The sequence below is a fragment of the Bacillus gaemokensis genome (assembly GCF_001590835.1).
GTDB lineage: Bacteria > Bacillota > Bacilli > Bacillales > Bacillaceae_G > Bacillus_A > Bacillus_A gaemokensis.
Map to the genome: position 1 here is coordinate 5,473 of NZ_LTAQ01000019.1, position 15,360 is coordinate 20,832.

Below are 15,360 nucleotides of genomic sequence, written 5' to 3' on the forward strand. Positions count from 1 at the left end.
TACATCATATTATTTCTGATGGTGTCTCAACAAATCTTATCATCAAGGAATTTATTCAGTTGTATGAAGGTGAGTCACAGCCACCGCTTCGAATCCAGTATAAGGATTACGCAGTTTGGCAACAAAGTGAAATGCAAAGTGAAAGAATGAGAAAACAGGAAGCGTATTGGCTGAATATGTTTGATGGGGAAATTCCAGAGTTAGAGCTACCRATCGATTATGAGAGACCATCGGTACGAAGCTACGAGGGAGACATAGTAGAATTTACAATTGACAAACAAATTAGTGACGGATTAACAGTTAGAGCTACCAATCGATTATGAGAGACCATCGGTACGAAGCTACGAGGGAGACATAGTAGAATTTACAATTGACAAACAAATTAGTGACGGATTAAAAGAGCTAGAAAAACAAACAGGAGCGACGTTGTATATGGTCTTATTGGCGGCATATACAACGCTATTAGCAAAATATAGTGGTCAAGAGGATATTATTGTAGGGACTCCTATCGCAGGAAGAACGCATGCTGATTTAGAGCCAATCATCGGAATGTTTGTTAATACGTTAGCGATACGAAATTATCCGGTGGGAGACAAAACGTTCTATACGTATGTTCAGGAAGTGAAAGAAACAATGTTAAATGCGTATGAGAATCAGGAGTATCCTTTTGAAGAGCTGGTTCAAAAAGTAAATATAAAAAGAGATATGAGCCGCAACCCAATATTTGATACAATGTTTGTTTTACAAAATATAGAAGAAACAGAGCTTCAAATAGAAAATTTAGTATTTAAGCCTTATGTTCGAGATCATACGATAGCTAAGTTTGATTTAGCGTTGTATGTCAGCTTTGATGGTGAACAACTCAAATGCAATTTTGAATTTTGTAAAAAAATATTTAAAGATAAAACAATTCATAGATTATCACAAGATTTATTACTTTTATTATCTAAATTCTCTGATCATCCACATATGAAATTGATAGATATTAATCTAAATCAAGTTGATGAAGACTCGTTAGGACTAATCGAATTTTCATTTTAGGTAAGTTATTTTTAACTAATTCTCAAAATTATTATGTTAAATATATCTATTAAATTATGGTTTCTATGAGGAGAAATAGTGCGTTAATTAATAAATACTAAATAGATTAAGATCTCGTTAGGGACATTTTTGTTTAGGGTTAGGTGCATTAAAGTACTGGTCCATGTTATTTGGAAAATGGATGGTAATTCTCATTGGAATAGAGGGTCTTTATCAGCGCCATGCGGTCCACCAGGGTGGATCGCATGCCTGTTGGATCTAGTGTAGAGTGGAAGAATTAATGTTTCTATTAACTACAACAACATGATCTTTAAACCGTGTAGATTAGGGTGTATGTAAATGAATTCTTCTATTGCTATAAAATGAAATAACTACAATTGCATATTTGTTCAATTCGATATTTTTATGCCTATTGTTAATTTTAATTGAAGTTGATAAATGTCCACTTATGAATTCATACTTTAAAGCGAGGTTTTTTAAATGAATGTATTTGAAAAAGAAGAAATTTTCTGGCGTAAACGATTTGATTCTGAAGATAGAATTACTGCTCTACCTTATAGTAAAAAAGAAAAAAATTATATGAGTGTGGGTAATACAGATTATTTGGATTCTGTTTCTATAACATTGCCTTCCAAAATTTCGAAAAGAGTTATTTCTATGGCTAAAGGCTCTGATATGGCAGCATTTTTAATTCTATTGACCGGAGTTAATTGTCTTCTGTATAAGTATACAAAGGAAAAAAATACAATTTTAGGAATTCCGACAATTGAAGCTCACAAAGAAATGTTTCCTTTTATAGATGAATTATTACCAGTGAAAGCGGCCATACATAATGAAAGTATATTTAAGTCGGTATTAAAAGAAGTAAATCTATCTGTGAATGAATCTATTAAACATCAGAATATATCATTTAGAAAAATGATTACTTCTTTGAATGTTGAACATGATATGAATAATAAACCTGTTGTTAATACTGTAGTTGCTTTACAGGAAATTCATAAATCTATTACTTTTAATGACATTGTAGTATCTGATAATTTATTCCATTTTAATTTGGAAAATGATTTAGTGAATTTGAATTTATTCTATAATAAAAATTTATACGATAAAAATTTTATCGATAACATGCTTAAACATTTCATACACATTGTTTCTATTGTACTAGAACAGCCTGAGCTTCAATTAAATAAAATAGAATTAGTATCTGATACAGAAAAAGAACAAATTTTAGTTGATTTTAATGATGTTACTGCGGATTATCCGCGTGAGAAGACCATTCATCAATTATTTGAAGAGCAGGTGGAGCGTACGCCGAATCACATTGCTGTTGTATTCGAAGATAAAAAGCTAACATACTTTGAACTAAATGAACGAGCAAATCAGTTAGCGCGTACCTTAAGAGCTGAAGGTATTAAAGCAAATCAGTTAGTTGGCATTATGGTAGAACGTTCAGTAGAAATGATTGTAGGGATGCTAGGAATATTAAAAGCGGGTGGTGCTTATGTGCCGATTGACCCAGAATATCCAGAAGAGCGTATACAATATATGTTGGAGGATTCGGGTACAAAAGTTTTATTATTACAGAACCATTTACAAGATCGAGTATCTTTTAAACATAAAATTATCATGTTAGATGATTCAGCGACTTATCTTGAAGAGGGTTCTAACTTAGAGGCGGTAGTAAAACCGAATGACCTAGCTTACGTAATTTATACTTCTGGTACAACTGGTAAACCCAAGGGTACTTTAATTGAGCATAAAAATGTTGTTCGTTTATTGTTTAACGATCAAAATCTGTTTGATTTTGATGCGAATGATATCTGGATGTTATTTCATTCGTTTTGTTTTGATTTCTCGGTATGGGAAATGTATGGGGCATTGCTTTACGGTGGAAAATTAGTGGTCGTACCTTCATTAATAGCTAAAAATCCTGGGCAATTCCGACAACTGATTTTATCTCAAGGCGTAACGATCTTAAATCAAACGCCAACGTATTTTTATCAAGTGTTGCAAGAAGAGATGCAGCATGACTTAAAAGAATTAAAATTAAGAAAAGTCATTTTTGGTGGAGAGGCGCTCAGCCCATCGTTATTGAAGGGCTGGAAGGAAAAATATCCGACAACCCAACTGATTAATATGTATGGTATCACTGAAACGACAGTACATGTAACCTATAAAGAAATTACAGAAGTTGAGATTGAGGAAGGGAAAAGCAATATTGGGAAACCAATCCCTACGTTACAAGCCTATATTCTAGATGAGTATCAAAGGATTCAACCCATTGGTATCCCAGGAGAATTATATGTGGCTGGAGATGGATTGGCTAGAGGTTACTTGAACCGACCAGAATTAACAGCGGAAAAATTCGTAGAGAATCCTTTTATCCCAGGAGAACGGATGTATAGAACGGGTGACTTGGCAAAATGGCTACCTGATGGAAATATTGAATATATAGGACGAATCGATCATCAGGTGAAAATTCGTGGATACCGAATTGAAATTGGGGAAGTCGAATTACAGCTCTTAAAAGTACCCTCTGTCAATGAGGCTATTGTAATTGTTCGAGAAGATGAAGTTGGACAGAAACATCTTTGTGCGTACTTTGTAGCGGAAAATCAGTTAACGGTAAGTGATCTGAGAGATATATTCTCTCAAGAATTACCTGCGTATATGATTCCATCTTACTTTGTACAGTTGGCACAAATGCCATTAACATCAAATGGTAAGATTGATCGTAAAGCGTTGCCTGCGCCAGAACAAAATCTACAAACAGGTACAGAGTATGTTGCGCCGCAAACCCCGATAGAAGAAATGCTAGTTTCGATTTGGCAAACAGTACTTGGTGTTCCGCAAATTGGAGTATTGGATAATTTCTTTGATTTGGGAGGCGATTCAATTAAGTCCATCCAAGTTTCCTCGAGACTGTACCAAGCTGGTTATCGAGTAGATATGAAAAACTTATTTAAATATTCGACTGTAGCGTCTTTAAGTCCGTATGTGGAGAAAATAACGCGGGTTGCTGAACAAGGCGGAGTAACAGGTGAGGCTAAGTTAACACCAATTCAGCATTGGTTTTTCGACCGTGAGGTGACAGCTCCTCATCACTTTAACCAGGCGTTCATGTTATATCGGAAACAAGGATTTGATGTATCAGCTCTTCGTAAAACGATGCAAAAAATTACTGAGCATCATGATGCGCTGCGTATGGTCTTCCGTCAAACAGAACAAGGGTATGAGGCATGGAACCGAGGAATAGAGGAAGAAGGATTATTCAGTTTGGAAGTGATGGATTTCACAGGAAATAGGAATCCTATTTCAGCAATCGAAGAAGCTACAAATACGATGCAAAGAAGCATTGATTTAAGTGAAGGACCTTTAATGAAATTAGGCTTGTTCCAATGTGAAGAAGGCGATCATTTGTTGATGGTTATCCATCATTTAGTAGTGGATGGCGTTTCTTGGCGAATACTGCTGGAAGATATTGAGGCAGGGTAYGAWCAAGCGGTRAACGGAGAGGGCATTCAACTTTCACAAAAAACAGATTCTTTCCAATTATGGGCAGAACAATTATCCCTTTACGCGAACAGTTCAGATATGGAAAAAGAGTGCGAATATTGGAATGAAATCGAACAAATCCCAACGGGATTGTTGCCGAAAGACGAGGAACAAGATTGTGGTTTGATAAAGGATAGTGAAGTCATCACGGTCCAATGGACAGCCTCTGAAACGGAGCAGTTATTAAAACAAACAAACCGGGCATATAACACTGAAATCAATGATTTATTGTTAACAGCTTTAGGAATGGCGATTCACAAATGGACAGGAATGGAAAATGTTGTTGTGAATCTGGAAGGACATGGACGAGAATCTATTCTTTCTGATCTCGATATCACTCGTACAGTAGGATGGTTTACGAGTCAATATCCAGTAGTCCTACCGATTGAAGCAGCGAGCGATATCTCTCATCAGATTAAGAATATTAAAGAAGGATTACGAAGGATTACGCCAAATTCCGAATAAAGGGATTGGATATGGTCTTTTAAAATATTTATCTGAAAATCAAGAAAAACAGACATTTACATTGAAGCCAGAAATTAGCTTCAACTATCTGGGGCAGTTTGATCAAGATTTGGAGAATACTGCGATGCAGTCGTCCCCTTATTCGAGTGGCGAAACTGAAAGTAAGCATCATGCAAGATTATATGTGCTTGACATCAATGGCATGGTATCCGGTGGAAGATTAGCATTAGAAATCGAGTATAGCGGTAAACAATATAAGAGAGAAACAATAGAACAATTGGCAAATTGGCTGCAAGCGAGTCTACGGGAAGTCATTGAACATTGCGTAACGAAAGAGCGAACGGAGCTCACACCAAGTGATATTACATTCAAAGGGATGACGATTGAAGCATTAGATCGTGTCGTACAGGAAACACAACACATAGGCGAAATCGAAAATGTGTATCCGCTAACTCCAATGCAGAAGGGCATGTTATTCCACAGCTTGTTAAACTCACAATCGGAAGCTTATTTTGAGCAAGCAACCTTTGATGTACAGGGAAGTATGAATATAAAGGCATTCGTTCAAAGTTTAGAACAGTTAGTGCAAAGACATGCCATATTCCGAACTAACTTTGTGAGTGCTTTGAATGATGAACCGTTACAAGTTGTATATCGAGATAGAAAAATTGATTTTTATTACGAAGATCTTCGTGAAATGGAAGAGCCATCACGTGAAGAGTGGGTGAAGAAGTATACGACTGAAGATAAGGAAAGAGGATTTAATCTTGCTGAAGATGCATTAATGCGTATGAAGATCTTACGTACCGAGGAGCAAACATACCGTGTTATTTGGAGTTTCCACCATATCTTAATGGATGGTTGGTGCATGCCACTGATGACACAGGAAGTCTTCGAAACTTACTATGCTATTCAGCAACAAAAAGAGCCTGAATTGTCTGTGGTAACGCCATATAGTGACTATATTGAATGGTTAGAAGCACAAGATCATGAAGATGCAACAAAATATTGGAGTGAGTATTTAGAAGGGTATGAAGGGCAAATACAGTTGCCAAAAGTCACTTCTTCTGTTAAAGACGAAAAATATATTTTGAAACACTTAACTTACGATCTTGATAAAGAATTGACGGAAAGATTAAAACAGGTAGCTAGTGAAAATCAAGTTACTATCAATACTTTGATGCAGACAGTATGGGGGATTTTATTACAAAAATACAATAGTAGTCAGGATGTTGTATTTGGAAGTGTTGTATCAGGAAGACCAGCTGATATACCAGGTATAGAAAATATGATTGGTTTATTCATTAACACGATTCCTGTGCGTATTCGTTGTGACGCGGAAGAATCTTTTGTAGAAGTAATGAGAAAGAATCAGAAGCAGGCGGTAGCCTCACATGCATATGATACGCACCCATTGTATGAAATACAGGCACAAACGGAACAAAAGCAGGACTTGATCACACATATTATGGTGTTTGAAAACTACCCAGTGGAACAACAAATGGAACATGCAGAAAGTCATAGTGAAACAGAATTGACAATAACGAATGTAACCATGACTGAACAAACGAATTATGATTTTAACGTTATGGTAATTCCTGGGGAAGAGATTCAGATACAGTTCCAATATAATGCCCATGTATATGATGATGCGAGTATCGAGCGAATGAGGAATCATTTGATTCAAATTATGCAGCAAATTGTAAATAACCCACAGATTCATACACACGAACTGGAATTAGTAACAGTGGAAGAGAAAATGCAGATTCTCGAAATGTTCAATGATACAGCGGCTGAATATCCACGTGAGAAGACTATTCATCAATTGTTCGAAGAACAAGTACAACGCAAACCTGATCAAGTGGCGATTGTATTTGAAAACAAACAATTGACGTATCAAGAACTAAATGAACGAGCGAATCAATTGGCACGAACATTGAGATCTGAAGGAGTAAAGGCGGATCAGTTAGTTGCGATTATGGCAGAACGTTCGTTAGAAATGATTATTGGAATACTTGGTGTTTTGAAATCTGGGGGAGCTTACATACCAATTGATCCAGAATATCCTGAGGAACGTATTCAGTATATGCTTAAAGATTCGAAAGCACAGTTGTTGTTACTACAGGATCATCTACAAGATCGTATATCTTTTGAGGGAAAACTTGTGAATTTGAATGATGAAGCTTCTTATCATAAAGATGGATCGAATTTAAAATCGATAGTAGCATCTAATCAGTTAGCGTATGTGATTTATACTTCGGGTACAACGGGTAAGCCTAAAGGGATTATGGTAGAACATCAATCTATCCACAATTTTACTCAGGCTATAATTAATAAAATTCCAATTATGGAACATGAGTCTATATTATGTATGACAACTTTTTCATTTGATATTTTTGTCTTGGAATCAATTTTGCCGCTGGTGAACGGCTTAAAAGTGGTTATGGCTGATTCAAAAGCATTGACGGAAGGAGAAGCTTTTAATCAACTTATTAATCGTCATTCAGTAGAAATCATGCAGGGAACACCTTCAAGAATCAAACTTTTCATGAATCAAAAAGAAGGAATTATGGCCTTGGGAAAATTGAAAATGTTGATGGTTGGAGGAGAGGCAATGCCTCCAGAGCTATATGAACAATTGAGAGCTTATACAGATGCTTCAATTTATAATATGTACGGTCCTACAGAGACAACAGTTTGGTCATCAGTTGAACGGGTTATGAAATCAAAACTTAGTATAGGTAAACCAATTGCTAATACTCAAATGTATATTATGGATAATCAATTACAAGTTCAGCCAATAGGAGTTACGGGTGAGTTATGCATTGCTGGTGATGGGGTAACACGAGGTTATTTAAATCGCCCAGATTTGACAAAAGAGAAGTTTGTAGAAAATCCATTTATTCCAGGAGAAAAGATGTATAAGACTGGTGATTTGGCAAGATGGTTACCAGATGGAAGCATTGAATATTTAGGAAGGATTGATCATCAAGTAAAAATTCGTGGTTATCGAATTGAACTTGGTGAGATAGAATCACAATTATTGAAGATAGACTCGGTTCAAGAAACAACTGTAATTGCACTTGAAGGTGAAAGTGGACAAAAGAGTCTGTGTGCGTATTTTGTAGCAGATAAAGAGATTGATATAGAAAGTTTAAGAGAAACCTTATCTAATGAGTTACCTAAGTATATGATTCCATCTTACTTTATACAGATTATGCAAATGCCATTAACACCAAATGGAAAGATTAATCGTAAAGCATTACCTGCTCTCGAGGAAAGTAAGTTAACGAACAATAAATATGTCAAACCTCGAACAGAGGTAGAAGAGTATTTAGTTGATATATGGAAAAGTATTCTTGGGGATCTTAAAATTGGGATAAAAGATAATTTCTTTGATTTAGGAGGACATTCTCTAAGGGCAACAACTCTGGTATCTAAAATCAGTAAAGAGATGAAGGCCGATGTCAAACTTAGAGAAGTGTTTCAGTATCCGACGATTGAGCAAATGGCTAAATTAATCGCAGGTCGAAAACAGCATGCATATGTATCCATTCCAAAAACTTCAGAGAAAGAGTACTATCCAGTTTCGTCTGCGCAAAAGCGAATGTACATTTTGAGTCAATATGAAGGTGGCGAGCTCAGTTACAACATGCCAGGTGTTCTGAAAATAGAAGGAGCACTTGATCATACGCGATTAGAAGAAGTTTTCCAACATTTAATCCAACGTCACGATTCGCTACGTACGAGCTTTAAAATGATTCATGGAGAACCAATGCAACACATACATCCTAAGGTGGAATTTCAAGTTGAAATTGTACAAGCAAAGGAAAAAGAAGAAGAAGAGTATATTTATGATTTTGTACGTGAGTTTGATTTGCAACAAGCACCGTTGCTTAGAGTAAGGTTAATTGAACTGAGAAACAATCATTATATACTGTTATTTGATATGCATCATATCATTTCTGATGGAGTATCTATGAACATTTTAATGAGAGAATTTGTACAGTTATATGATGGAGAACAACTGCCTCCTCTTCAAATACAATATAAGGATTACGCAGCTTGGCAGCAAAACATGATACATCAAGAGCAGATGAAAAAACAGGAAAGTTATTGGCTAGATATATTTAGCGGAGAAATTCCAGAATTGGAGTTGCCGACGGATTATGAAAGACCTTCTGTACGAAGCTACGAAGGAGATGTGTTAGAGTTTGTTATCGATAAGCAAAGTATTCAAGGATTAAGGGAAATTGAAGCACAAACGGGAGCGACACTTTATATGATAATGTTAGCGTCCTATACTATTTTATTATCGAAGTATAGTGGACAAGAAGACATTATTGTGGGGACGCCAATCGCAGGCAGAACACATGCTGATTTAGAATCAGTGATAGGGATGTTTGTTAATACGTTAGCAATACGAAATTATCCAAGTGGAGAGAAGTCATTTGATTCCTATTTACATGAAGTGAAGGAAACGATGTTAAATGCGTATGAGAATCAAGAGTATCCATTTGAAGAATTGATACAGAAATTAAATATTAAAAAAGATGTAAACCGTAATCCATTGTTTGATACATTGTTTGTTTTACAAAATGCAGAAAATAAAAATGTTAAAAGTGACCTTTTAACATTCAAGCCCTATGATATTCAAAGTCAAACGATAGCTAAGTTTGATTTAACACTGTATGTAAGTTTTAATGATGATAAATTAATCGGTAGTTTTGAATACTGTACGAAATTATTTAAAAAATCTATGATTGAAATTTTAGCAAAAGATTTCTCATCGATTCTATCTACAGTTTCTCAAAATTCTCGTATTCAATTAAACAATATTAAGTTAAGTGAAGAAGAAGTAAAAAATGAAACTGAATTAGATTCGATTGAATTAACCTTCTAGTATTTCTTTTCATTAAAGAGCGTGTAATAAAAAGACACGCTCTTTAATGAAAGTTAACCACAATGTTATTAATAATAGTATGTAAGTTTGGATTTAAAGTATATATTCAGCAAGTGTCTATCTATATTTTATAAAAATTGGGGTGCCTATAATGTCAGTATTTAAAAAGCAAGAGCTTTTTTGGAATAATATGTTTGATGCTGAAGATAATATGAGTTATTTACCTTATGTTAAAACGATTAAAAATACTAGTAATAAGTATGATTATATTTATCGTCCTTTATCATCCGATGTATCACAAAAAATTAAGACTATGGCAAATGGATCTAATCTAGCAATATATTTGATTCTGCTAACTGGGGTTGAATGCTTAATAAATAAATATACAGATGAGGAAAACATCATCGTAGGATTTCCAACAATGCAAGTAGGGGATAAACAAGGTTCACTATTAAATGAATTTTTAATATTAAAAAATAAATTAGATCAAAACAGTACATTTAAATCAGTGTTTAATAGAATAAAATTATCGGTTAAAGAAGCAATTGAAAATCAAAAAGTGCCTTTCAAAAAAATGGTTCGAAATTTAAATCTACAATATGACTCGAACAACATACCTATTATAAATACAATGGTTTCTTTAAATGAAATTCATAAATGTAATTTTGATGAAAGTATAGTTTCAGATACCATCTTCCACTTCGATTTAGAAAAAGATTTAATTAATTTGAAGTTAATATATAATGAAAATCTTTATGATAGAGATTTTATGAATCAAATTATAGAACATTTAAACCGTATTTTTTCTGTAATCTTATACCAGTATGATATTGAAATAAATAAGGTTGAATTGTTATCAGAAGTTGAAAAAAATAAATTATTGGTTTCTTTCAATGATACTACATCCTATTATCCTAAGGAGAAGACTCTTCATCAATTATTCGAAGAACAGGTGGATAGAACACCAGAGCAATTGGCGATTGTATTTGAAGATGAGCAGTTGACGTATTGTGAACTCAATGAGCGAGCAAATCAGTTAGCGAGAACCCTAAGAAATCAAGGGGTACGAGCAAATCAGTTAGTTGGAATTATGGTTGAGCGTTCTATCGAGATGATTGTGGGTATACTGGGGATATTAAAGGCGGGCGGTGCCTACGTACCTATTGATCCAGAATATCCTGAAGACCGGATTAATTATATGCTGAAAGATTCCGGAGTAGAAATATTATTGAGTCAGCAACATTTAGAAATCCCCTTCTCTTATAAGGGTAAGATTCTACTGTTAGATGATGCACATATTTACCATGAAGATACTTCTAATTTAGGAGGTATTAATGCAGAGAATCAGTTGGCATATCTTATCTATACTTCGGGAACCACAGGTAAACCTAAAGGGGTAATGGTGGAACATTCCAGCATACATAACACAGTACAATGGAAAGCAAAATCATATGGGTTTACAAAGGAAGATCGTGTACTTATGTTTAGTACATTTGTGTTTGATTCATTTATTACACACTTTTTTGGACCAATTGTTTCTGGTTCAACAGTATATATTCTCAATGATAAACAGTGCGTGGATCCAATGGATATTAAAAATGCTATCACATTATGGCAGATAACACATTTACAAAGTACTCCTAACTTTTTGTTTAAAGTATTAGAGAATATGAATTTATTAGATTTCCGTTCAATAAAAAATGTAGTTGTTGGTGGAGAAAAGATTACTCCTATGCTTATTAAAAAGTTGAAAACATTAAATCCAAAAGTAGAAATATGTAACGAGTATGGTCCAACAGAGAATAGTGTAATTTCCACAATGCTTTCAATTACGAATGCTGAACAAAAGATTTCCATCGGTAAGCCAATCTCAAATGTGAAAATATTTATTTTGGGGAAAAATAATGCCCTTCAACCAATAAATGTTCCAGGAGAAATTTGTATTTCTGGAGATGGTATCGCTAAAGGATATTTAAATCAACCGGGATTAACAGCGGAAAAATTCGTAGAAAATCCTTTTAGCCCAGGAGAGCGCATGTATAGAACAGGTGACTTGGCAAAATGGTTACCAGACGGAAGTATTGAATATATAGGAAGAATCGACGATCAAGTGAAAATTCGAGGATACCGAATTGAATTGGGTGAGGTTGAGTCAGCACTCCAGAAAGTAGAGTTGGTTCGCGAGTCCATTGTTGTTGCGCGAGAGAATGAAGATGGATTAAAACAATTGTGCGCATACTTTGTTGGAGATGAAAGCCTAACAGTGGGACAACTTCGAGAGGCGATGTCACAAGAATTACCAGACTATATGATTCCATCTTATTTTGTACAGTTGGCACAAATGCCATTAACACCAAATGGTAAGATTGATCGTAAAGCGTTACCTGAGCCAGAACAAAATCTACAAACAGGTACAGAGTATGTTGCACCGCAAACCCCGATAGAAGAAATGTTAGTCTCAATTTGGCAAACAGTACTTGGTGTTCCGCAAATTGGAGTATTGGATAATTTCTTTGATTTGGGAGGCGATTCAATTAAGTCCATCCAAGTCTCCTCGAGACTGTATCAAGCTGGTTATCGAGTAGATATGAAAAATTTATTCAAATATTCGACTGTTTCGTCTTTAAGTCCGCATGTGGAGAAAATAACGCGAGTTGCTGAACAAGGCGAAGTAACAGGTGAGGCTAAGTTAACACCAATTCAGCGCTGGTTCTTCGACCGTGAGGTGACAGCTCCTCATCACTTTAACCAAGCGTTCATGTTATATCGGAAACAAGGATTTGATGTATCAGCTCTTCGTAAGACAATGCAAAAAATTGTCGAGCACCACGATGCGCTGCGTATGGTCTTCCGTCAAACCGAACAAGGGTATGAGGCATGGAACCGAGGAATAGAGGAAGAAGAATTATTCAGTTTGGAAGTGATGAATCTCACAGGGAATGGGAATCCGGCTTCAGCGATTGAAGAGGCTGCGAATGTGATTCAAAGTAGCATGCATTTAAGTGAAGGACCGTTAATGAAAATAGCCTTGTTCCAATGTGAAGAAGGCGATCATTTGTTGATGGTTATCCATCATTTAGTAGTGGATGGCGTTTCTTGGCGAATACTGCTGGAAGATATCGGGACAGGATATGAACAAGCGGTAAACGAAGAGGCGATTCAACTACCACAAAAAACAGATTCTTTCCAATTATGGGCAGAACAATTATCCCTTTATGCGAACAGTTCAGATATGGAAAAAGAGCGCGAATATTGGAATGAGATCGAACAAATCCCAACGGGATTGTTGCCGAAAGATGAGGAACAAGATTATGGTTTGATAAAGGATAGTGAAGTCATCACGGTCCAATGGACAGCCTCTGAAACGGAGCAGTTATTAAAGCAAACAAACCGAGCATATAACACTGAAATTAATGATTTATTGTTAACAGCTTTAGGAATGGCGATCCATCAATGGACAGGAATGGAAAACATTGCTGTGAATCTAGAAGGACATGGCCGCGAATCCATTCTATCTGATCTTGATATCACTCGTACAGTAGGATGGTTTACGAGTCAGTATCCAGTAGTCCTGCCGATTGAAGCAGGAAGCAATATTTCTCATCAAATCAAGAATATTAAAGAAGGATTACGCCAAATTCCACATAAAGGGGTTGGATATGGTCTTTTAAAATATTTATCTGAACATCAAGAAAAGCAGACATTTACACTGAAGCCAGAGATTAGCTTTAACTATCTGGGGCAGTTTGACCAGGATTTAGAGAATACTGAGATGCAGGCGTCTCCTTATTCGAGTGGTTCAGATGTAAGTAAGTATCAAGCGAGAGCGTATGTACTCGAAATCAATGGCATGATATCTGATGGGAGATTATCATTAGGAATTGGTTATAATGGAAAACAATACCAAAGAGAAACGATAGAGCAATTGGCGAATTGGCTGCAAGCGAGTCTGCAGGAAGTCATTGAACATTGCGTAACGAAAGAGCGAGCGGAGCTCACACCAAGTGATATTATTTTCAAAGGGATGACAATCGAAGCATTAGATCGTGTCGTACAGGAAACGCAACATATAGGTGAAATTGAAAATGTGTATCCGTTAACTCCAATGCAGAAGGGTATGTTATTTCACAGCTTGTTGAATTCGCAATCCGAAGCTTATTTTGAACAATCAACGTTCGATGTACAGGGAAATATGAATCTAAAGGCATTCACTCAAAGTTTAGAACAGTTGGTGCAAAGACATGCTATATTCCGAACTAACTTTGTGAGTACTGGGAATGATGAGCCGTTACAAATTGTATACAGAAATAGAAAAATCGATTTTCATTATGAAGACCTCCATGAAATGGAAGAGCCGTTACGTGAAGAGTGGGTGGAGAAGAATACGAATAAAGATAGGGAAAGAGGATTTAATCTTGCTGAAGATGCATTAATGCGTATGACGATCTTACGTACCGAGGAGCAAACGTACCGTGTTATTTGGAGTTTCCACCATATCTTAATGGATGGTTGGTGCATGCCACTGGTAATACAAGAAATCTTCGAAACTTACTGCTACTCAGCAACAAAGAGAACCTGAATTGTCTGTAGTAACGCCATATAGTGACTATATTGAATGGTTAGAAGCACAAGATCATGAAGAGGCCTCTAAATATTGGAATGAGTATTTAGAAGGGTATGAAGGGCAGACATTATTACCAAAAGAAAACTTAAAAAATGAAGATGAAGGTTATGTTTTGGATGAGCTACTTTGTGAGTTTGATAGAGAATTAACGCAGAAGATGAAACAGGTAGCTAGTGATCATCAAGTCACAATCAACAGCTTAATTCAGACAGCATGGGGAGCTCTACTACAGAAATATAATGGTAGTCAGGATGTTGTATTTGGAAGTGTCGTATCAGGAAGACCAGCTGATATACAAGGTATAGAAAATATGATTGGTTTATTCATTAACACGATTCCTGTGCGTATTCGTTGTGACGCGGAAGAATCTTTTGTAGAAGTGATGAAAAGGAATCAGAAGCAGGCGGTAGCCTCACATGCATACGATACGCATCCATTGTATGAAATGCAGGCACAAACGGAGCAAAAGCAAGACTTGATCACACATCTTATGGTGTTTGAGAACTATCCTATGGAGACAGAAATGGAACGCGTTAGTAACCATTCTGAAAACCTATTAGAAGTTAAGAATGCAAATATGGAAGAACAGACAAGCTATAATTTTAATGTAATTGTTGTCCCTGGTGAAGAATTTAAAATTCGACTTAATTACAATGCCAATGTATATGATGATGCAAGTGTAGAACGAATTCGTGGTCATTTGATTCAAGTCATCAAGCAAGTTGTAAATAACCCACAAATTTGTATACAAGATTTAGAATTGGTAACAGCG

At 35.8% G+C, this 15,360-nt stretch carries 4 protein-coding genes and 1 pseudogene; all 5 read left to right on the plus strand.

All coding sequences use genetic code 11. The features are described from left to right. The coding region (locus AZF08_RS31790) for a condensation domain-containing protein (protein WP_153019544.1) at positions 1-323 on the plus strand (323 nt) is incomplete at its 5' end. A 31-nt stretch (positions 324-354) separates the two neighbouring features. Then, positions 355-1,041 (plus strand): condensation domain-containing protein, encoded by a 687-nt coding sequence (locus AZF08_RS16290; RefSeq protein ID WP_265184964.1) that lies wholly within the window; start codon positions 355-357, stop codon positions 1,039-1,041. A gap of 480 nt (positions 1,042-1,521) precedes the next feature. After that, the gene (locus AZF08_RS29965) at positions 1,522-5,061 is read left to right on the plus strand and encodes a non-ribosomal peptide synthetase (protein ID WP_063177312.1); all 3,540 of its coding nucleotides are present in this window, start codon (positions 1,522-1,524) and stop codon (positions 5,059-5,061) included. Further along, positions 4,982-9,964, plus strand: coding sequence for a non-ribosomal peptide synthetase (locus tag AZF08_RS16300; protein ID WP_063177313.1), 4,983 nt, complete (start codon positions 4,982-4,984; stop codon positions 9,962-9,964). The genes AZF08_RS29965 and AZF08_RS16300 overlap by 80 nt, the downstream gene beginning before the upstream one ends. 151 nt (positions 9,965-10,115) lie before the next feature. Continuing rightward, positions 10,116-15,318 (plus strand): annotated as a pseudogene (locus AZF08_RS32375) (amino acid adenylation domain-containing protein); the annotation flags it as partial. Positions 15,319-15,360: the final 42 nt, after the last annotated feature.